This is a genomic window from Tetragenococcus halophilus subsp. halophilus DSM 20339, from assembly GCF_003841405.1.
Lineage (GTDB): Bacteria > Bacillota > Bacilli > Lactobacillales > Enterococcaceae > Tetragenococcus > Tetragenococcus halophilus.
In genome coordinates this window covers 721,594-743,059 of sequence record NZ_PXYA01000001.1, presented here as the reverse complement: position 1 = coordinate 743,059, position 21,466 = coordinate 721,594, and the positions used below count along the sequence as shown (strand labels likewise).

At 35.6% G+C, this 21,466-nt stretch carries 16 protein-coding genes; 11 read left to right on the top strand and 5 right to left on the bottom strand.

The window, feature by feature from the left end; genetic code table 11:
* The first annotated feature begins 57 nt into the window (after positions 1 to 57).
* From C7K42_RS03425 to C7K42_RS03400, 6 genes are all read left to right on the top strand, one after another.
* On the top strand, positions 58 to 1,164 hold the full coding sequence (locus C7K42_RS03425; protein WP_124175393.1) for an IS4 family transposase: 1,107 nt from the start codon (positions 58 to 60) through the stop codon (positions 1,162 to 1,164).
* Between the two features lie 507 nt (positions 1,165 to 1,671).
* On the top strand, positions 1,672 to 2,988 hold the full coding sequence (locus tag C7K42_RS03420; protein WP_103099920.1) for an FAD-dependent oxidoreductase: 1,317 nt from the start codon (positions 1,672 to 1,674) through the stop codon (positions 2,986 to 2,988).
* Positions 2,978 to 4,414: an AcpB/EbpR/MafR family transcriptional regulator gene (locus C7K42_RS03415; RefSeq protein ID WP_103099919.1), complete on the top strand. Its 1,437-nt coding sequence runs from the start codon at positions 2,978 to 2,980 to the stop codon at positions 4,412 to 4,414. The genes C7K42_RS03420 and C7K42_RS03415 overlap by 11 nt, the downstream gene beginning before the upstream one ends.
* Before the next feature lie 152 nt (positions 4,415 to 4,566).
* Positions 4,567 to 6,084 carry a glycerol kinase GlpK gene (glpK, locus tag C7K42_RS03410; RefSeq protein WP_014125023.1) on the top strand — a complete coding sequence of 506 codons (1,518 nt, stop codon included), beginning with the start codon at positions 4,567 to 4,569 and terminating at the stop codon, positions 6,082 to 6,084.
* A gap of 3 nt (positions 6,085 to 6,087) precedes the next feature.
* A complete protein-coding gene (glpO, locus tag C7K42_RS03405) occupies positions 6,088 to 7,911 on the top strand; it encodes a type 1 glycerol-3-phosphate oxidase (RefSeq protein WP_103099918.1) in 1,824 nt (607 codons plus the stop codon).
* The gene (locus tag C7K42_RS03400; RefSeq protein WP_014125021.1) at positions 7,904 to 8,620 is read left to right on the top strand and encodes an MIP/aquaporin family protein; all 717 of its coding nucleotides are present in this window, start codon (positions 7,904 to 7,906) and stop codon (positions 8,618 to 8,620) included. The genes glpO and C7K42_RS03400 overlap by 8 nt, the downstream gene beginning before the upstream one ends.
* Before the next feature lie 130 nt (positions 8,621 to 8,750).
* Here the strand turns inward: C7K42_RS03400 and C7K42_RS03395 are convergent, their stop codons facing one another.
* The 5 genes from C7K42_RS03395 to C7K42_RS03375 all read right to left on the bottom strand — a co-directional run bounded on the left by C7K42_RS03395 (position 8,751) and on the right by C7K42_RS03375 (position 14,813).
* A complete protein-coding gene (locus C7K42_RS03395; RefSeq protein ID WP_103099917.1) occupies positions 8,751 to 9,347 on the bottom strand; it encodes a TetR/AcrR family transcriptional regulator in 597 nt (198 codons plus the stop codon).
* A gap of 76 nt (positions 9,348 to 9,423) precedes the next feature.
* Positions 9,424 to 10,104, bottom strand: coding sequence for an ABC transporter ATP-binding protein (locus C7K42_RS03390; protein WP_103099916.1), 681 nt, complete (start codon positions 10,102 to 10,104; stop codon positions 9,424 to 9,426).
* Between the two features lie 2 nt (positions 10,105 to 10,106).
* On the bottom strand, positions 10,107 to 11,171 hold the full coding sequence (locus C7K42_RS03385) for an ABC transporter permease (RefSeq protein WP_103099915.1): 1,065 nt from the start codon (positions 11,169 to 11,171) through the stop codon (positions 10,107 to 10,109).
* Between the two features lie 167 nt (positions 11,172 to 11,338).
* Entirely contained in the window at positions 11,339 to 13,378 is a 2,040-nt protein-coding gene (locus tag C7K42_RS03380; protein ID WP_014125017.1) for a heavy metal translocating P-type ATPase, read from the bottom strand.
* 88 nt (positions 13,379 to 13,466) lie between these two features.
* Positions 13,467 to 14,813, bottom strand: coding sequence for a Y-family DNA polymerase (locus C7K42_RS03375; protein ID WP_103097271.1), 1,347 nt, complete (start codon positions 14,811 to 14,813; stop codon positions 13,467 to 13,469).
* A gap of 158 nt (positions 14,814 to 14,971) precedes the next feature.
* Between C7K42_RS03375 and C7K42_RS03370 the strand changes: the two genes are divergently transcribed.
* The 5 genes from C7K42_RS03370 (at position 14,972) to C7K42_RS03350 (ending at position 21,445) form a co-directional block, all read left to right on the top strand.
* Positions 14,972 to 16,066 carry a baeRF6 domain-containing protein gene (locus C7K42_RS03370; protein ID WP_014125015.1) on the top strand — a complete coding sequence of 365 codons (1,095 nt, stop codon included), beginning with the start codon at positions 14,972 to 14,974 and terminating at the stop codon, positions 16,064 to 16,066.
* Positions 16,067 to 16,267: 201 nt separating this feature from the next.
* Positions 16,268 to 16,468 (top strand): cold-shock protein, encoded by a 201-nt coding sequence (locus tag C7K42_RS03365; protein WP_103097272.1) that lies wholly within the window; start codon positions 16,268 to 16,270, stop codon positions 16,466 to 16,468.
* Between the two features lie 418 nt (positions 16,469 to 16,886).
* Positions 16,887 to 19,637 carry a helicase C-terminal domain-containing protein gene (locus C7K42_RS03360; RefSeq protein ID WP_103099914.1) on the top strand — a complete coding sequence of 917 codons (2,751 nt, stop codon included), beginning with the start codon at positions 16,887 to 16,889 and terminating at the stop codon, positions 19,635 to 19,637.
* A gap of 80 nt (positions 19,638 to 19,717) precedes the next feature.
* On the top strand, positions 19,718 to 20,227 hold the full coding sequence (locus tag C7K42_RS03355) for a cell wall elongation regulator TseB-like domain-containing protein (RefSeq protein WP_307718629.1): 510 nt from the start codon (positions 19,718 to 19,720) through the stop codon (positions 20,225 to 20,227).
* A 27-nt stretch (positions 20,228 to 20,254) separates the two neighbouring features.
* Entirely contained in the window at positions 20,255 to 21,445 is a 1,191-nt protein-coding gene (locus tag C7K42_RS03350) for a pyridoxal phosphate-dependent aminotransferase (protein WP_103099913.1), read from the top strand.
* Positions 21,446 to 21,466: the final 21 nt, after the last annotated feature.

Here is a 21,466-nt window from a genome sequence, read left to right as displayed (position 1 = left end):
AAATCCTTTATACTGGTCTTGGATGACTTATCCAAGACCAATACAAAGGACAAACACATGGATAAGTATAAAACAATTTCAGCTTTTAATAAATGGCTTTCGAACATAAATTTCAAAAATTTACCTTTTTCTATTCGTGAGAAAATTTCGCAAGCCGACAAGTATCATAAAAAGTTTGATTTTGAACACTTTTTGAAAGTGTTTCTCTATGGCATCGACAATGAGTGCGAAAGTTTACGTGAAATAGATACAGCGTTTGTTTCGCCTGATCTACAACAGACCATGGCGTTAGATGCCATTAGTCATTCGCAGCTTTCCCGTGAGCTCGCCCAGATGGACGACGAAATTTTGTGGGCGATTTTCGCACAGTTACTGGAAAAAGCACGGTCAAAAATACCGGTGACCAAACGAAACGCACTCTATCTCGTGGATTCTTCCACTTTTTCGTTAAATACCACTCGGTACCCTTGGGCAGACTTTCGCTCAACCAAAGCGGGGATCAAGCTTCACTTAAAACTCTGTTTTATGGATAAAGAGCATTTTTATCCGGATCAGTTTGAAGTCACGAATGCGGTAGAACATGATGACAATCACTTAGAAGTTTTTGTCAATCAACCGGAAGCGACCTATATCTTTGATCGTGGCTATATTGATTACGAGCGACTGGACGAGATGGAAGCTGACGGCTACTTTTTCGTCACAAGAGTGAAGAAAAACGCCAAAGTTCATGTCCTAGAAACTTATGAACCTTCTCAGAGTAAAAACATTTTGCGTGACCAAATGGTAGTGTTAGGCACTCAGGTTTATTTAACTTCCCCGTTTCGCTTGGTCACGATTCAGGATGAAAAAGGAAAACAATTACGCTTTGTCACCAACCGTTTTGATGTGACCGCCCAAGAAGTGGCCGACATGTACAAAGCGAGATGGCAAATTGAACTATTTTTTAAGCATATCAAGCAACATATGACGATTAAAAAGCTATTTTCACACAGTGAAAAAGGGGTAAGCAATCAAATCATTCTCGCCATGATTGCCAGTCTATTGACGTATTTACTCAAAGTAGAGACAGGAAGTAAGAAATCCCCGTTCCAAATCAAGCGCCTATTAAAACATCTGCTTTTTCAACCTTTTGAAGAATTGTGGGTATTACTCGTTCCTACGTGACGAAATAGCATTTGTCGTCGTTGCAACAGTATTCAGATAAATAATGAAAAAATTTTTTCTGGAAAAGTCATCCCTTGCGTAAGCATTTGATTTTTTTGTCATTTTTTAGAAAAAGTTAAAATCTGAATATTCTGATTATATTAATGCACCACTAGTGACGTGTTATATAAAGTATAGCAGGAATGATGAAATAATTGAAATTAATATTGTTCAGACAATTAAAGTTCAAAGCGTATTATGAGGAATTCTGATTTAGCTAATTCTGATTTTTGTAATCGTTCTCAAAAATGAGTGATAATTAATTGAGCAAAGTGGTGATTATTGCTAAAATGAAATAAAGAGTCGAAAATTTATGCAGCAAAAATATCAACAATCTTTTCATTTAATAAAAAATCGTTTCTCAAGCACAGTCGTGTAACCTTAAGTAGTCAAAGTATTTGAAAATCTTTGCTAAAATACTCTGTGTTATGATAAGAAAAGAAAAACAAACAGAAGAGGTGTCCAAAAGTGGAGATTTATATTATAGGCGCATCCTTTGCAGGAATAAGTTGTGCTTTACATGCCCGTAAATTATATCCAAATGCAAAAATTACGATTATTGAAAAAAATACAATAGTTGGTTTTTTACCTGGTGGCTTACTATTATATTTACAAAATAAATTTGAAAAGCTAAGTGATGCAGTATTTGTTACAGAAAAACAGCTAGAAACACAGTCTATTCAAGTAAAACTTTCGGAAATTTTACTTGATTGTCATCCAGAAAAACATGAAATAATTACAAATAAAGGAAGTTATCATTATGACAAATTAATTTTAGCTAGTGGTTCCGAGCAAAAATCACTGAACATTGGTTTGGAAGATGATGACGAATGGGATCCTAGTTTTAAAAATTATGATTTGTCTAATAAGGTTTTAGATCAAATCCAAAATGCTGAAACCATAGCAATTATCGGAGCTGGACAAGCCGGTATCGAAGCAGCAAGTACTTTTGTTGATTTAAAAAAGACGGTTCATTTAATCGAAGCGATGGACTATCCGCTATTTAAATACTTCGATCCAGACTTTTTAGTTCCTTTTTTATCTACATTAAAACAACAGCCAAACTTACATTTTTACCTTAATACAACGGTGACTGAAGTGGCTAAAGATAAACAGTATGAAATTTTACTCGATGGTCAAACAGTTGTCAGTGATTATGTGATAACAACAGTCAATGTACATCCTCAATTGGCGGCATTTACTAAAAAATTTCAACTGCATAGTGATAATACAATTCAGGTAAATGATTATTTAGAGACCTCTGCAAAAGATGTCTTTGCTGTAGGGGACTTGATACATAGTCCTTTTCAAATTAGGGATGAAAGTGTTTATTTACCACAAATTAATCACGCGACTCGTTCTGGTGTTATCGCAGCTGAAAACCTGTTAAAACAAGAAGTGAAATTTACAGGAGGCCTACGTACTATAGGAACAAAAGCCTTTGGTTGGTATTTGGCGAGTACCGGATTGATTGAAGAAGAGGCCTTTGTTTATAAAAATGAAATCGCAGCTAAAAGTTTTACTCAGCAGTTTTCATTGACCGATAAAACCACAATTTATTGTAAAGTGGTTTATGAAAAGTCTTCGGAAAGATTACTAGGTATGCAGTTACTATCAAAGGCAGGTTGTTTGGAAAAGATCAATACTGCAGCACTAGCTATTGAGAACAATATGACTCTGGATGAATTAATGCAAAATGATCATTTTTTCCAAGCGGAATTTACTAACGTAATGGAACCTTTAAATAGAATCAATCTAGGAAGTGAGGATCGTCATGCGTTTTGAAGAATTGCTAGAAAAAAAAGAAGCAAAGCAAGTTTATCTAATCAAGCAATTGATCATCGCTGGCGGACAAATGAATGTTCATGAGATACGTAAAGTCTTAGAACTAACGAAAAAATCAATCGATAATTATATCGAAGAATTGATAGAGGATTTCAAACCTTATGGTAAATGTTGCCAGCTAACTTATGATGGCGCAACGATTACCTTTGCAAAAACCCCTGATTTTTCTATTGATGAATTTGAAAAAGCTTTGTATTTAAATTCGCCTAAGTATCAAATTTTATTGGCTTTATTAGAAGAAAAAGAAATAAGTCCTGTTCGCTTGTCCCAAGAATTGAAAATTAGTGAATCTTCTTTATCTCGTAAAATCAGAGATTTGAATAAAATATTGAAAGAATTTGACTTGCGTATTTGGCAAGGAAAACTGATGGGAGAAGAAAGTCAGATTCGCTACTTTTATTTTCAATTGTTGTGGTATTTAAAACAAGGTTATGCCCAAATTTCTGCAAGAGAATCACATATTATAGAAAATATCGAACGTGGCCTTAACTTAGAATTTATGTCAGTTGCTAAACAGCGTGTTCTTCTATGGTTACGGGTAACTAAAAAAAGAATAACCATCCCTGATCCGCAATTTAAGCAATTTAAAGAAAAATTTGAACCTTATAAAAGAGATCCGCTCTACTTGAAACTACTACCTATCATTCGTCGTTCTTTTAGCTTTTATGCTGTGGAACTCAAAGAAGAAGAAATCATGCTTCACTTCGTATTTTTAACCGGTATGTCGGTGCTTTCTCAAAAAGACTTTCATGCCTATTCTTTACAACGTTCAAAGATGACGCCAACAGCCTGGTGTGACTCGATTATTTTAGAAACAATCTTACGGATATACGGTCCAAAAAATATTCGTAAAGAGTTAGAAGAAACTTGCTATTATTATTTATCACAAATCCATTTGCGACTTTATTTTTTCGTTGGAGATGTCGAAGCATATGATCGTAATAATATTTGGCAGCTAGAAGAAACACTTTCAACCAGTAATATCCAGTCACATGTGAATCAGTTATTGGAACTTTCGGCAAAAGAATTACAACCTCAATCAAATGAGCAGAATAGTTTGTGGGCGATGACAGCTATTAAGTACTTAAGTGTGCTGTCGATTATTGATATCCGTGTCAACCGCGAAGTGCGTGTGGGTATTTATTTGCAACTTGATGAATTATTTAAAGAAGCAACTAAAAATATGTTGACACTACAGTTAAATAGTCTGAATGGAGTGATAGTGGAATCTTTTGACGAAGCTAAACATTATGATTTAGTTATTACAAATACTGAACTTGATTTAGATACTAAAATTTATCGAATTACTGAACTAGGTTCAGCTTATGATCTAAAAGAAATCAAAAAGTTAATCCGTCAAGCTTAGCGCAAACGCTGTCAAAATAAGATTTTGTCAGAAATTCCAAAAATTTGAAAAAAAATGGGAAAATAAAGCGTTTCATAGGCGTTAGTATTAGAAATGTAAGGAAAACGTATACAAAAAGGTATACATAAAAAATAAAAGGAGCGTTTTTTATTATGGCAGAGAAAAAATATGTTATGGCGATAGATGAAGGAACAACAAGTGCTAGAGCGATTTTATTTGATAAAAATGCCAATGAAATTGGCAGTTCGCAGAAAGAATTCACGCAGTATTTCCCGGATTCTGGTTGGGTTGAACACAATGCCAATGAAATTTGGAATGCTGTGCAAGCGGTTGTAGCTGGCGCATTAATCGAATCAGGGATTCATCCTAGTGAAGTTGCCAGTGTGGGGATTACTAACCAACGTGAAACAGCAGTTATTTGGGATAAAAATACAGGCCTTCCAATTTATCATGCTGTTGTATGGCAATCACGACAATCATCAGATATTGCTGAACAATTAATCAACGATGGCTATAAAGACTTTATCCATGAAAAAACAGGATTAATTATTGACCCTTACTTTTCTGCTACTAAAATTCGTTGGATCTTAGATCATGTAGAAGGTGCGCAAGAAAAAGCTGAAAACGGCGATTTATTGTTTGGTACAATCGATACTTGGTTGGTTTGGAAATTAACCAGCGGAAATGTCCATGTAACAGATTATTCAAACGCTAGTCGTACGATGTTATATAACATTCACAACTTAGAATGGGACCAAGAAATTTTAGATCTATTAAATATTCCTAAGGCGATGCTGCCAGAAGTAAAAAGTAACTCAGAAGTTTATGGCTATACTGAAACTTATCATTTCTTTGGTAGTGAAGTTCCGATTGCTGGAATGGCAGGGGACCAACAATCAGCGTTGTTTGGTCAAATGGCTTTTGAACCTGGTATGGTTAAAAACACCTATGGTACTGGGTCATTTATCGTTATGAACATTGGAGAAGAACCTCAATTATCTGAAAATGATTTATTAACAACCATTGGGTATGGTATTAATGGCAAAATTTATTATGCTTTAGAAGGGAGTATCTTTGTTTCAGGTTCTGCGATTCAATGGCTACGTGATGAAATGAATATGGTAGAAACGGCACCTGAATCAGAGGAAATTTCAAAAAGAGCTAGCGATGACGATTATGTTTACGTAGTTCCAGCCTTTACCGGTTTGGGCGCGCCTTATTGGGATTCTGGCGCTCGTGGTGCAGTATTTGGTCTGACACGTGCGACGAGTCGAGCAGACTTTGTTAAAGCAACACTACAATCGATTGCTTATCAATCTAAAGACGTTATTGATACCATGAATAAAGATACAGATACTGATATTCAACTTTTGCGAGTAGACGGCGGTGCTGCTAACAACGATATGTTGATGCAATTTCAATCAGATATTTTAAATATCGAAGTAGAACGTGCTGCTAATCTTGAAACAACTGCGCTTGGTGCTGCTTATCTAGCTGGTTTAGCTGTTGGTTTCTGGAAAGATATGGAAGAGTTGAAAGGCTTGAAAGAAGAAGGGAAGACATTTAAACCAGAAATGGATGATGAAAAACGCGAAGACCTTTATGCAGGATGGCAAGAAGCCGTTGAAGCAACCCGAGTATTTAAACATCGTGCAAGGAAAGAAGGATAATTGATGGTCTTTTCATATAAGACAAGAAATGAAGAAATACAAAAAGTTCAAGATGAAGAACTAGACTTACTTGTAATTGGAGGAGGGATTACCGGAGCTGGCGTTGCTGTACAAGCCGCCGCTTCCGGTATGAAAACCGCATTAGTTGAAATGCAAGATTTTGCTGAAGGAACTTCTTCTCGTTCAACAAAATTAGTCCATGGTGGTATTCGTTATTTAAAAACATTTGATGTAGAAGTTGTTAACGATACGGTGAAAGAACGTGCAAATGTACAACATATCGCACCGCATATTCCAAAACCAGATCCAATGCTTTTGCCTATTTATGATGAAGCTGGCGCAACATTTAATATGTTTTCAGCAAAAGTAGCGATGGATTTATATGATCGTTTGGCAGGCGTTACTGGCAAATTTGCTAATTATACATTAAATAAGTCAGAAGTGTTAGAAAGAGAACCTCAATTAGAAAAAGAAGGTTTGCAAGGTGGCGGTGTTTATCTTGATTTTCGCAATAATGATTCACGCTTAGTGATTGAAAACATCAAAAAAGCACATGAAGATGGTGCTCGAGTATTAAATAAAGTCAAAGTTGTTAAAATTACACATGATCAACAAGGTATGGTCAATGGCGCTGATGTTCAAGATGTCATTAGCGGTAGGAATTTCCATATTAATGCTAAAGTTGTGATCAATACTTCTGGACCATGGACAGATGAAGTACGTGATTTGGACAAAAAAGATGACTTATCTGACCAAATGCGTCCTACAAAAGGTGTTCATTTAGTTGTGGATAAAGAAAAATTAAATGTTCCACAACCAACTTATTTTGATACAGGTGAAAACGATGGTCGTATGATTTTTGTTGTTCCCAGAGAGGACAAAACCTACTTTGGAACAACAGATACCGATTATCATGGTGATTTAAAACATCCAAAAGTTACACAAGAAGATGTCGACTACTTGTTAAGAATTGTTAACCGTCGTTATCCTGATGCTAAAATTGGCTTAGACGATATCGAAGCTAGTTGGGCAGGGCTACGTCCATTGATCACTGCAAATGGCGGTTCTGATTATAATGGTGGTGGCGGCGGCAGCGAAAAACTTTCTGATGAAAGTTTCAATAAAGTAGTAAACACCACAAAAGAATATTTAGAAGACGATGCTAAAAGAGACGATGTCGAAAAAGCGATCCAAGAAGCAGATAGTGCACAGGATAGTGGAGAAGTCGATCCATCACAAATTTCTCGTGGAAGCAGCTTGGAAGAAGCTAGCGACGGTTTAGTTACCCTTTCAGGTGGTAAAATTACAGACTATCGTTTGATGGCAGAAGGTGCTTTGAAGAAAATTAACGAGAAATTAGATAGTCAATTTGACTTAATTGACTCTAAAGAATATCCAGTTTCTGGCGGAGATATTGATCCTGATAATGTTGATGAAGAAATTAAAAAATTAGCTAAACAGGCACAAGATAAAGGATTAAATGAAAAAGACGCTCTTTATTTGGCAAATCTTTATGGATCAAATTTACCAACAGTATTGACTTATGATGAACCAATCAAAGGGTTAAGCCAACGTGATAGTTTTTCATTAAATTATGCGTTAAATGAAGAACTCGTGCTAACTCCTGTTGATTACTTCTTACGTCGTACAAACTTTATCTTATTTATTCGCGATGAGTTAGATGCTTTAGAACAACCAGTACTTGATAAAATGGCTGAATTTTATCAATGGAGTGATGAAGAAAAAGCCAACTATCAAAAAGAATTAGCAGAAGTTGTGGCAGAATCAGATTTGAAAGAGTTGAAGGAGGACGAATACCGTGAGTGATAGTTTACAAATATTTAGTGAATTTTTAGGGACAGCTGTACTCGTTTTACTAGGTGACGGTGTTGTTGCCGGTGTAAATTTAAAAAAGAGTAAAGCAGAAGGTGCAGGCTGGATTGCTATTACCGTAGGCTGGGGCATGGGTCTAGCGATGGCCGTATACATTGCCGGTTTTATGGGACCAGCTCATATCAATCCAGCTGTAACACTTGCTTTTGCAGCTATGGGTGACTTTTCTGTCGGACTTGTTGTGCCATTTATTATTGCACAAATATTAGGTGGGATTGTTGGAGCAACAATTGTTTGGTTAGCTTACATGCCGTTATGGAGCGAAACAGACGATGCAGATGGCATTTTAGCTTCGTTTGCTACTGCGCCTGCTGTACGTCATTTCACCGCTAATATGGTTACCGAAATTATTGGTACCTTTGTTTTGGTACTAGGTTTACTCAGTTTAGGCGAAAATGATCTTTCTGATGGATTTAATCCTCTTCTTATAGGTATCTTAGTTCTTTCCATTGGACTATCACTTGGTGGTCCTACAGGTTATGCGATCAATCCAGCGCGTGACTTAGGACCAAGAATTGCTCACCAAATCTTACCAATTGCCAATAAAGGAACTTCTGATTGGTCTTATTCATGGGTACCCATCGTTGGCCCTATCGTTGGAGGACTTGTAGCAGCTGGTGTATTTAGCCTTATTCCATTTTAAATAAAAGTAATCCTCTATCTAAGATTCTTTAGTTTTCCTAGATAGAGGACTTTTTTTGCGAAAAATTAGATAGAAGAGCTCAAATTTCCAGATAAGAATAATAGTAAAAAAATCGTTATGAAGTAGTTTTTTATTTAATTCCTTGTAGTAGCCATTTCTTTTGAAAGTGGAAGTCATGGACCAACTCTTCTGTATTCCAATTATTGACAATGCAATCAGTAAGAGCATCCATCACTAAATTCATTATGAAATATAAGAAACTAAGAGCCTCATCATAAGAATCCATAACAAAATGATTGTGTTTAAGCAGATCTAACCATTGAGAAAACATAGGTGAATCTGGTGACAGTTTTTTTCGTTGGGTCATTTGTGAATGACTACTTTGAGTAAGTAATTGAAGCATTTGCCAATAGTGATCGTTTCGGTCTAATTCGCTGCAGTATCTCAGAAAATTTTCGATACCTAAGAAAAAGTCCTGTTTATGCTGACTGATAGACGTCAAAATATCTTCATGAATTTTCATAGCATATTTATGAATAAGATAGAAGTAGGCATCTTCTAAATCTTGGAAATATTTGTAAAAAGCACCGCGAGACATTTGCATTGCTTCAACGATTTCTGAAACTTTCACTTGACTAATATGTCGATTATAAAATTTTTCCAATAAGATTTGTTCAATATGCTGCTTTTTTTCCAGTGACAAATTAAGAAAGGTTTCTTTAGGCATTACTTTTCTCCTTTAGTGATCTTTATTCACAGTATACTCGTGCTTACTTTTTTTGTCACTACGGAAAAGAAACAGCTCAATTTTTATCCATTTTAAGTAATTGACCATCTTTCATTTGGTAGGTTCGATCACTCCATTGAATCATACGCTCGTCATGGGTTACCATAACCGTAGCTTTTTGCTTTTCATGCGCTTCTTTTACTAATAACTTCACTACTTCATAAGCATGTTCTGTATCTAAACTTGCCGTGGGCTCATCTGCTAGGATCAAACTTGGGTTATTAAATAATGCGCGTGCGATAGCCACACGTTGTCGTTCACCGCCAGACAGATCCCGAGGGTAGCTGTTTTTCAAAGAAGCAATATCTAAGGATTCTAATAGTTGGTTTATTTGCTCGTTAGAAGCCTTACGTTTATCTACTTTGTCGACTAGAATAAATTGCTCTTTAACCTTTAAAAAAGGAATTAAATTAGAACTTTGTAAAATAAAGCCAATTTCTTTAAAACGTAAATCGGAGCGCTTTTTTTCTGATAAGTTAGAAAAAGAACTTCCATTAATTGAAATATCTCCAGCTGTTGGGCTCTGTAGACCACCAGAAATAGTTAAAAAAGTACTTTTTCCTGAACCTGAGGGCCCAATAATGCTTATGAATTCTCCCTTTTTGGCTGTAAAATTAACTTCTTTTAACGCGGTAATTTCTGTATGGCCGGAACCAAATTTTTTAAAAATATTGTCCATAATTAATATATCTTCCATATTTATCCTCCTATAGCAGTGATGGGGTCAACTTTAGCGACTGATCGTATCGAGAATAGTCCGCCAATAATAGCGACTGAAACTAAAACGAAACTATAAAGTAGCCATTGGGACCAAATAATGGCAAAAGGCATCGCAGTAGGTAAAACCAAGCTTGTAAGGTAAGCAAGTATCATCGCGATTCCAGTACCAAGTATTCCTATTACGAACGATTGGGCAATGATTGATTTTGCTATAAACCAATTCCGTATACCTTGTGCTTTCATCACACCAAAAATGGCGTTTTTCTGTAATGTGATAACATACATAAAAATGCCTATGACGGCTGTAGCTGTTACGAACAAGAAATAGATCATAGCATCTAATGTGAGATTTTGGGCTGAGTAGCCAGGAATATTTTCAATTAGTTCGGGAGTCGTCAAGAGATCAAAATCTTCATCATTTTCTATTTGGTTAACCTTTTCTTTTGTAGCAATGGCGTTGATCGGTTTTTCCTCATCAGAAGCAAATGGTTGATCGCCAAACTTCAATGATGTCCAAGTTTCTAGATCTGTATAAACCACAGGACTTACGGTATAGTAAGATTCGGGGAAAATACCAGTGATGGTTAAATCTTCTTCGTATTGACCAATATTAATTTTATCGCCAACTTGATAGCCTGTATCTGCTAGGTTTTGCGAAATAATAATATCATCTTTATTTTTGAAATTTTCACCTTGAATTAGTTCAGGCAATAAAAAAGCTTGCTTAGTACTACCAAAAACTGTGATATCTTGTTGAGTCCCCTTAATCGCTCCGCTGTATAAACCAATGGGAGCTTTAGTAGAACTTTGAATATCATCAATATTGCTTCTTGTTAGCTGAGAAGCAGTAAGTGTTTGATTTGCTTCATCAGACAAAACAATTTCTTCAGCTTGCCAGTCCTCCACACCCTTTTTAAATTCTTCTGCTAGTCCTCTTGCTAATCCGGAGAGCATAAAGACGACATAAGCAATTAAAACCATCATTCCAATAATTAAGCCAAAACGTAATTTAGAATAATGCATTTCTTTTAATGCTAAAAACATATTTGTAACCTCCTGAATAAATCATGATTTAATAAAAGTGACGATATGTCACTCGCTTACTATACAACAAAAGTGACAAAATGTCACTGATAAAGTGAAATTTTTTTAAAAGAAGCTTAGACATAAAAAAAGAAGCTACCATCAGGTAACTTCTTTTTAAATAAAGTTTAATCAATTTTCAGTAACATTGCGTTAATAGCAACAATAACTGTACTTAATGACATCACGATCGCGCCAACTGCAGGGCTTAAGATAATACCGATAGGTGCAAGAACACCAGCTGCCAATGGAATAGCTACAATGTTGTAGCCAGCGCCCCACCAGATATTTTGTACCATCTTACGTTGCGTACGTTTAGCTAATGTTAAGAAATGCATGATATCGGATGGATCGCTTTTGACCAATATGACATCAGCTGAGTCGATAGCAACATCTGTACCAGCACCAATGGCTATACCGACATCTGCTCTGGCCAAGCTAGGCGCATCATTGACGCCGTCACCGACCATCATTACAGTTTGGCCATTATCACGATAATCTTTGACCATTGTTTCTTTGTCTTCCGGCATTAATTCAGCGTGCACATCATCAATACCTAATTCTTTAGCGACAGCTTGTGCTACTTGTTGATTATCTCCTGTTAACATCACAGGTTCAATATTTTGATCTTTTAGTGATTGTATCATGGATTTAGCAGTAGATTTGATTTGATCCCCTTGAGCGACTAATCCAATATTTTTCTCATCAATTAATAGGAAACTAACCGAATTTCCTTGTCTTGATAATTCATCAAAATTATCTTGATCGTAGTCAATCGATTGTTTATTCAAATAAGAAACACTAGCGACTTTAATATCTTTTCCGTTAACAGTTCCTTCTAAACCAACGCCCGGTAAATTATCAACATCAGAAGCTTTTGGAATATCTAAAGATAATTCTTCGGCTTTATTTAAAATTCCGACGGCTAGTGGGTGATTAGAATTTTGTTCTAGAGCTGAAATATAAGTGAGTACTTGATCTGCTGTATAATCCTCACTAAATGAACGATAGTCATTTACCGCAAAGTTCCCTTCTGTCAAGGTACCTGTTTTATCCATTAAAATGACATCAACTTTTTTAGCTGTTTCTAATGCTTCGCGATTTTGTAATAGCAAACCATTTTTAGCACCTAGCGAAGTTGAACGGGCAATCACTAGCGGAATTGCAAGCCCTAATGCGTGCGGACAAGCAATAATAAGCACTGTTACCATACGTTCAAAAGCTGTGCTCAAATCTGCTGTGATTAACCAACCGATAAAAGCGAGAATACCAGCTGCTAGAGCAACATAGAATAACCATTTAGCCACTTGGTCTGATAGGGTTTCAACTTTTGATTTTTCATTTTGTGCATTTTCAACAAGAGTCATAACTTGAGAAAGATAACCTGATTCACCAGTTCCGGTGACTTCAACTGTAATAGTACCCGATCCGTTAACAGAACCACCGATAACAGTATCTTTTTGTTCTTTTTCTACATCTTTAGCTTCACCAGTAACCATCGCTTCGTTAACACTGGTTGTTCCCTTTAATACTGTACCATCAGTTGGAATTTTTTCACCTGCTTTGATTAATACATGTTGACCTTCTTGTACATCTTGCAAAGAAACATCTTTTGTATCTCCATTTTTATCGACAACATGCGCAGTATTTGGTAATAATTGCGCCATTTCTTCTAGGGCGTTTCCAGCATTACTTACTGCATTCATTTCAACCCAATGACCTAGTAACATAATAACGATCAATGTAGCTAATTCCCAAAAGAAATCTGTCACATGGTCAATTTGAGGGATAAAGTTATTGGCAATGAAAGCATATAAACTGTAAATATACGCTACTGTAATCCCTAAAGAAATTAATGTCATCATTGCTGGTTGTTTTGAGGATAGTTCCATTTTTGCACCTTGTAAGAATGGCATTCCGCCATAAAAGAACAAGATTGTAGCTAAGATCAATACGAGCCATTCAGAACCTGGAAATTGAAATTGAAAAGGTAAATCCAAACCCATCATCGGCGACATTAAAATAATTGGGATAGTTAAAATTAATGAAATAAAAAATTTTGGTTTTAAATTTCCCATATGCATGGAATGATCCATTCCAGAATGTCCGCCATGTTCATGGTTGTGTTCCATTGCTGCGTGATCCATATGTTCATGATTTTCACTCATTACGACTCCTCCTTTTTTATCATACATTTATAGTGTAGCATCGTTGTTTACGATTGTAAACGAAAATGATTACTCCTATAGTAATCAATTAAGACAAACCGTCTAGACCACCAGCGCCACCGTTGTGTCCACCAACTAGATGGCTGCGAGCAAGGCTGCGAGCACCTTCTAATTTACTCGTCGCATAAAAAATTGAGTGAAAACCATATTTTGCTCGAATTTTATCGATGATCTTATCTAAGCGTTCTTCGTTTATATAATTATCTACATCTTCAAATAAATCCATTTCTCGGGCCTTAATATAAGTTAATTTAGAATAGGAGATACCAATATGACGAATCGCTTGTCCTTGATAATATTGTCGAAATAAACGCAGGCAATGTGCTTTTAATTCTTTATTAGTATTGGTCGCGGGAATTTTCATCTGATGGGAAAAGTCACCATCTGTTTCACCATAAGCTGCACCGATATAAAGATGTACACATGAGGTGAAATAACCATGTCGCCGAATTCGTGCGGCCACTTGTTCTGCTAATTCGCTGATAACAATCTCAATTTCACGCTGTTTGGTATAATTTTTGGGAAGTACCTGACTATTACCGTAAGATTTTTCTTTAACGGTAGGTGGGGTTTCCGCTAAGATGGTTCGATCGATACCATTGGCATGATGATAGAGCTGTTCACCAATAACGCCAAATCGATAATAAAGTAAATCAATATTTGAATTCGCTAATTGTTCGATGGTGTTAATCCCTATTTTAGCCAGTTGTTTTTTCGTACGCGAACCAATCCCCCAAAATTCAGTCATAGGATCAATTTGCCAAACTTTGTTTTTTACATCCTGATAAGTCCATTCGGCCATATAGCTATTTTCTTTGCGATACTTAGCTTCTGTATCTAAAGCTAACTTTGCTAATAAGGGATTATCACCAATTCCTACAGAGAGAATCAAACCTGTTTTTTCATAGACTTCTGTCTGGATTTTTCTAGCCATTAACCAGCGCTTTTCTTGTCGCGATAAGTTGAGATCTGGAAAAAATAAATTTAATGAATAAGTGATATCCAGAATAGATTCGTCAATGGAATAGATCAATAAATCTTTTGGAGCTACATATGTTTTAAATAAATTATTCAGTAGAACATTTTCTTTAATATATAACCTCATCCGTGGAGGAACCTGCTTTAATAAAGGATGATCGGGCAAATTATCAATTCGCGAGACATTAGATATTCCCAATATTTCTTTGGCTTTAGGCGAAGCAGCTAAAATCAAACCATTACCAGTATTATCCGCGTGGCTAGCCACTACAAGTAATGTTTCTAAAGGATCCCAACCATGATAAATACATTCTACTGTAGCATAAAAACTTTTTACATCAATAAATAAAATATCACGCAAGGGTTCTTTTTTATAATTAAAAGAAACCAAATCCATCACCTGCTTTCTTCTATCATTATACGAACAAACGTTCCTATTTGTAAAGGGGAACTTAATTTAAAGAAAAAATGATGGTAACGTTTTATTTTGTTATAATGCTTAGTCATGGTACACTTAAAATGTAGCATATAAATTATGTAGGAGGGGAATAATATATGGCAAAAATTGGAAGAGAGTTATTAGATCGTTTGTCAAATGAAGGGGTACAAGGTCCATTTGTTACAATTATGATAAATACAAATGTGACTCCTCAAGGCGTTGAAAAAGATCAATTAAAGATCAAAAATTTTATGAAAGAAGCGAAAAAACGCTTTGATAAACGTTATCCAGACCAAGATTGGGAACCATTCCAAGAAAAATTTGACGATTTATTAAACGATAGAACATTTTTCCGTGATGCAACTACAAGTGTTGCCATAATTTTGACTGCTGAAGAAACTTATATTCATCGTTTAAGTATTCGAGTTGATGATCAATATTATGTCGGAGATACACCTTATCTACTGGCTATTATCAAAAATGCGCAATTTAACTACCGTTACTATTTAATGGCGTTAAATCGTAGTTCGATGAGTTTATATTTTATGAGTAATAAAAAACTCTCAGAAGTTGAACTTCCAGAAGATGCACCGACTGATTTAGAAACAGCACTAGGAACAGAACTTACCGGTGGTGACGCCGATTTCCGTTCTGGCTTAGGTTATCATAGCGGAAATCCTAAAGATGAGGAAGTAGAAATCGATTGGAACAATTATTATCAAGCAATCGATAGTTTCTTGCGTAATGAGGTCGAAAATGAAGAAAAAGTACCACTTTACCTTTTTGCTCTTACCGAAAATCAAACCGCATTTAAGAAAAATGCAAAATACAATTATTATGACCCAAGTATTGCTATTTCTCGTTCGCCAGCGCAACTTTCTACCCAAGAAATAGAAGAAGCAACAGGTCCAATTACCGAAGAATTATCAAAAAGAGAAATTGAAAGTTATCAAAAACTGATGAATCGCAAAAGTTTCGAACAAGTTGCTGATATTAAACAAGCTGCGGAATTAGGTCGAGTAGATCAATTCTTTATCGCGACATCTAATTTGCAAGAAAACTTTGGTGAAGATCCTGAGGCTGAATATGATTGGCGTCAAGTACTAAATACAATTGCTCGTGATGTATTACGTAATAGCGGAGATGTATTTGTACTAGAACAAGAAGATGCTCCTGGTGAAAAGAGTTTATATGCCACATTAAGATATTAGTTTGTTTATTAGGCGTAAAAAAGTAAATAATAAAAATCTTTTGCAAAAAGTTAGTTATTTTCTAGTTTATGTGTTATACTATGAAATGTAGTTTTTGTTACGTAATTTATGGTAGCTTGTTTCATCTAAGAACATCTTCCAAATATTCACTTAACAAGGATTTGCAAAATATGTGTTTATACACAAGGAGGATTTTTTTACATGGAAACAGGAACAGTTAAATGGTTCAACGCAGAAAAAGGCTATGGCTTTATCACAGGTGAAGATGGAAACGACGTATTCGTTCACTTTTCAGCTATCCAAGAAGAAGGTTTCAAAACTTTAGAAGAAGGCCAAACTGTTAACTTCGATATCGAAGAAGGACAACGTGGACCACAAGCTACTAATGTAGTAAAAGCTTAATTTAAAAAATCAAGCAAAAAACGGGGCAGTTGCTGCTCCGTTTTTTTTTTAGTCGTTTAGATAACGTGTGTGTTTTTTAAAAAAGAGGATAGTTATTCATAGCGACTCTAGTTTCCTTTAAAACTAAAGTAGGACCGCTAAAGTAGCTCAAGATTTTTTCAAAACTAAATTAAGACTGTCAAAGTAGCTCAAGATTTTTTCAAAACTAAAGTAAGTCTGCCAAAGTAGGTCTAGATTTCTTCCAAACTAGAGTAAGTCTGCTAAAGTAGGTCTAGATTTTTTCAAAGCTAGAGTAGGTTTACCAAAGTAGCTAGTTTTCTCTAAAAAAAGACCTTACTTCAAGTCGCTTTATTTTCCTTCATTGGTTTTTAAGCGGTTCTGTATTATAATGCAGGAAGCAAAGAAAAGGTGAGAAGTAATGAATACCACTTATGCAATTGTAGATATCGAAACAACCGGAACGGATCCTAAGACGGATCGTATTATTCAGTTTGGCTGTGTACTAGTCAAAGATGATAAAATCATCGATCGTTTTGCAGTAGATATCAATCCGATTAAAACAATATCAAAACAAATTCAACACTTAACGCATATTTCGAATAAACGTGTGAAAAAGGCGCCATATTTTGAAGATGTCGCAGCAACCATTTACAACTTTCTAGCAGATACAACTTTTGTTGCTCATAATATTCACTTTGATTATAATTTTTTAAATCATGAATTAACACGTTGTGGGATGCCTGAGTTACAAATTCCAGGTATTGATACCGTGGAGTTAGCACAAATTTTTTTACCTACACAGGTTAGTTTTCGTTTAAATGATTTAGCTGAAAGTTTAGGCTTACAACATGATTCACCACATCAAGCAGACAGTGACGCTGAGGTAACAGCTGCTTTATTATTACATATTAAAGCAAAGATGCAGGAATTGCCGCTGGTAACATTAGAAAAAATTACGCAACTAAGTGAGGTAACCAGTAAAGAAACCAGTATTTTTATCGAACGAATCACAAAAGAAATGCAAACAAAACTGCCGCCTTTAGCATCGTCATTAGAAGTCATTGAGGGGATTGCTTTGCGTAAAAAAGAAGTTCCACTGTTTGATGAAAACTATTATGAAAAGCCTTATCCTAAAACTAAAAAAGAAAAAGTAAAACTTTATCAAGATAAACTATCTTATCGTAAAGAACAAGGGCAGTTAATGAATACTATTTTTCGTCACTTTACTGAAAGTACAGAAAAGAATTTATTAATTGAAGCATCAACAGGTATGGGAAAAACGATTGGTTATTTATTACCAGCCGCTTTTCTAGCAACACCAGAAAATCCTATGGTGATCAGTACTGTTTCGATTTTACTGCAGCACCAGTTAATTGATCAGGATATTCCTTTGTTAAATACCTTAATTGAACAACCGCTTTATGCAACAGTTGTGAAAAGCAAAAGTCATTATATCGACTTGCAGCGCTTTAAGGCTACTTTGGATACACCTGTCCAACAGAAACAATATGCTTTATATCAAATGGGGATTTTAGTATGGTTGACGCAAACGATGACAGGAGACTTAGATGAATTAAACTTAATTCGCTTAGATCACTTATTATTTCAAGAAATTAGTCATCGTGGTGTTGCATATTTGTCAGATCAACAGCCGCTTTACCAAGAAGACTTTTTACGTCATTTGCAAAAACGGATGGCACAAAGCAATGTTTTGATCATAAATCATGCTTTCTTAGCACAAGAAACACAGCGAGCCCAGGCTTTATTACCGAAAAGTCGTTACTTACTTATTGATGAAGCCCATCATCTGCCAGAAACCATGGAAAAAGTGTCCAAACATTATCTTGATACACCAGCGTTTCAACGCAGAGTCAATCAATTTTATGACGATGATCAGTTGTTTGACCAAATAGAAATAATGCTAGAAGATCAAACTGAAAGTTTGCGATTGTTTCATTTATATCAAGAAGAACTACAAGCGATAATCGAATGTCAAGAAGACCTTTTTGCCGAGTGGTTTGAAGAATGGCCAGTACAAGAAGAAATTATCTTGCAGGCAGAACAACGCCAAAATTTGTCAGTAAGTTGTGAGAAAACCATTCAGCGATTATTACTGTATTATCAAGAGTTACTAGAGATTCAGTCACAATTGAACGAGCAGATGAATAAAATAAGCGACGCTTGGTTGGACCGGCAAAGAATTTATTTTGGCGAATTTCTTTCTTTTTATGAAGAAATGAAGGCTCAAGCTTCTTTTATAAAGGACTGGCTGACTAATTGGTCTTCTCATTATGTGCATTGGTTGTATTTATACGGAAATAAGAAAACAGCACGTATTCAGCTTATTGATTTCCATGCGGCAATTTTACCGAATACTTCTTGGTATGATCGTTATGAAAAAATTATTTATATGGGGGGCACGTTGAAAGTTCCTAAAAATAGAAACTATTTTGCTAAAAAATTAGGGATCCCTGAGGCGCCATTAAAAGTAATTCCGCAAACCTATGATTATGCGAATCAAGCCAAACTCTTAATTGCTAAAAATGATATCAATGTAAATGAACTAAGTAGTGATGCTTATGCAAGTTATCTGGCAGAAAACTTAACAGTACTTTTAGAAGATATTAATCAACCAGCTTTAGTTTTGTTTACCTCTCATGAAATTTTGCAAAAAGTATACAAAAAAATTCATCAACATTTTTTAAGTAAAGGTAGAGAAATTCTGGCGCAAGGAATGGGCGGGAGTAAAGAAAAGTTGCTTAAACGATTTATTCAATCTAAACAATCCATTTTATTTGGTGCAGACAGCTTCTGGGAAGGTGTTGATTTGCCAGGAGATGCATTACAGTTATTGATTGTAACGCGTTTGCCTTTTGAAAATCCGCAACGACCGCTTATTAGAGCTAGGAATTATTATCTAAAAGATCAATCACTTGATCCTTTCTCACAAGAAAGCTTACCTAAAGCCGCGTTGAAATTACGGCAAGGATTAGGTCGTTTAATTCGTTCAGAAAATGATAAAGGATTGATGATTTTGTTTGACCGGCGTTTAATTGCTAAAAGTTATGGCAAACGATTGGAAAAAGCACTGCCGAAAGAATTACCTATTCAAGAAGCCACAGTTAGTGAAATGAAGCAAGTAATAGACGAATTTTTAGAAAAGCAATAAATTTTGTATAAAAATGGTACAGTTTCCATCTAACTTTTTGTATAATAGAGATTAGCTAAAAAGAAAGGGTGCGTTTAAAAGTGCCAGATAATGAAAAAAGAGAAAAACAGAAAGTCACTGTTTTATTTGTCATCAGCATGGTTTTGCTTTTCATTATTTTCTTTTCTATAATTTTTTATATTCGTGCTTCACGTCCAATGCGACAAGCAAAAAAAGAAGCAGTAGAAATTGCCGAAGAATATGCGAATATTGATACCGTGGATGATTTTTATTGGTTTAGGCGTGATGAAAACTATTTTACGGTAATGGGAAAAGATAAAAATGACCAAGCATTGGCTGTGATTATTCCGGAATCGGGAAATAAAGTAACAATTGAACAGCAAGATGACGGATTGACCGAACTAGAGGCAAAGCAGGCAGTGTTACAGGAACATGAAGATGAAAGTATTGAAAAAGCAAGCTTAGGCATGGTAGATGACACACCAGTTTGGGAAGTTGTCACTACTGATGACGAAGATGGAGAGGATAGTAATTATTACTTACTGCAATTTGAAGATGGAGAAGAAGTCAAAGATCTTCAGGATATCTAGCTTGTAATTAGAAAGGGATGTATGTACATGAGATTTTCACAACGATCCGAGAATTTAGAGCCTTCTGTAACTTTAGGGGCTTCAGAAAAAGCAAAACAATTAAAGGCGCAAGGCGCTGATGTTTTAAGTTTAACTGTCGGAGAACCAGATTTTACTACCCCAGTTCATATCCAAGAAGCTGCTGTGGAAGCAATTCGTTCTGGAAAAACGAGTTTTTATACACCTACAGCGGGGATTCCGCAGTTAAAACAAGCCATCGTTGCTTATTTGAAAAAATATTATGGCTTAAGCTATGATACATCAGAAACAATGGTAACTGATGGCGCGAAATTTGCACTTTATACCTTATTCCAAGCAATTTTAAATCAAGGGGACGAAGTGATCATCCCTGTTCCTTATTGGGTGAGTTATGGGGAACAAGTAAAATTAGCTGCAGGGACGCCTATTTTTGTTAAAGGTAAGGAAGAAAATCAATTTAAGGTGACCGCTGAGCAATTAGAAGAAGCAAGGACTAAAAATACCAAGGCAGTCATTTTAAACTCCCCTTCAAATCCAACAGGTATGATTTATAGCAAAGAAGAACTCGAAAAAATTGGAGCGTGGGCAGTTGAGCATGATATATTGATTGTTTCTGACGATATTTATGGACGGCTCGTTTATGATGATAATGTATTTACACCTATTGCTACTATCTCTGAGAAAATTCGTCGGCAAACATTGATCGTTAATGGTGTTTCTAAGTCATATTCGATGACTGGTTGGCGCATTGGATTTGTTGCTGGTGACAAAGACTTGATTAAAGCAATGTCAGATATTGCTTCGCAGTCGACAAGTAATCCGGCAGCCGCTAGTCAATATGCAGCAGCAGAAGCATTAAATGGTCCACAAGATTCTGTAGAGGAAATGCGCAAAGCTTTTGAAGAGCGTATGAAACGCATCTATCCATTATTATTAGAGATCCCTGGATTTAAATTGCAAAGACCGCAAGGCGCCTTTTATTTCTTTCCTAATGTAAAAGAAACAATGGAAATTTGTGGTTATAATGACGTAACTGAATTTACAGAGGCTTTATTAAATGAAGCTCATGTAGCTACTGTTACAGGCCAAGGTTTTGGCTCCAATGAAAATATCCGTATCAGCTATGCAACAGATATGAGAACGTTGGAAGAAATGGTGAAACGAATAAAAGAATTCGTAGAGAAAAAACGACAAAATTAAAAATGTTAAATGTAGTATATA

Excerpts from the sequence above, each read along its gene's own strand:
- C7K42_RS03425 (WP_124175393.1), top strand. The coding sequence starts at position 58 with ATGGATAAGTATAAAACAATTTCAGCTTTTAATAAATGGCTTTCGAAC.
- C7K42_RS03415 (WP_103099919.1), top strand. The coding sequence starts at position 2,978 with ATGCGTTTTGAAGAATTGCTAGAAAAAAAAGAAGCAAAGCAAGTTTAT.
- glpK (WP_014125023.1), top strand. The coding sequence starts at position 4,567 with ATGGCAGAGAAAAAATATGTTATGGCGATAGATGAAGGAACAACAAGT.
- glpO (WP_103099918.1), top strand. The coding sequence starts at position 6,088 with ATGGTCTTTTCATATAAGACAAGAAATGAAGAAATACAAAAAGTTCAA.
- C7K42_RS03395 (WP_103099917.1), bottom strand. The coding sequence starts at position 9,347 with ATGCCTAAAGAAACCTTTCTTAATTTGTCACTGGAAAAAAAGCAGCAT.
- C7K42_RS03390 (WP_103099916.1), bottom strand. The coding sequence starts at position 10,104 with ATGGAAGATATATTAATTATGGACAATATTTTTAAAAAATTTGGTTCC.
- C7K42_RS03385 (WP_103099915.1), bottom strand. The coding sequence starts at position 11,171 with ATGTTTTTAGCATTAAAAGAAATGCATTATTCTAAATTACGTTTTGGC.
- C7K42_RS03380 (WP_014125017.1), bottom strand. The coding sequence starts at position 13,378 with ATGAGTGAAAATCATGAACATATGGATCACGCAGCAATGGAACACAAC.
- C7K42_RS03375 (WP_103097271.1), bottom strand. The coding sequence starts at position 14,813 with ATGGATTTGGTTTCTTTTAATTATAAAAAAGAACCCTTGCGTGATATT.
- C7K42_RS03370 (WP_014125015.1), top strand. The coding sequence starts at position 14,972 with ATGGCAAAAATTGGAAGAGAGTTATTAGATCGTTTGTCAAATGAAGGG.
- C7K42_RS03365 (WP_103097272.1), top strand. The coding sequence starts at position 16,268 with ATGGAAACAGGAACAGTTAAATGGTTCAACGCAGAAAAAGGCTATGGC.
- C7K42_RS03360 (WP_103099914.1), top strand. The coding sequence starts at position 16,887 with ATGAATACCACTTATGCAATTGTAGATATCGAAACAACCGGAACGGAT.
- C7K42_RS03350 (WP_103099913.1), top strand. The coding sequence starts at position 20,255 with ATGAGATTTTCACAACGATCCGAGAATTTAGAGCCTTCTGTAACTTTA.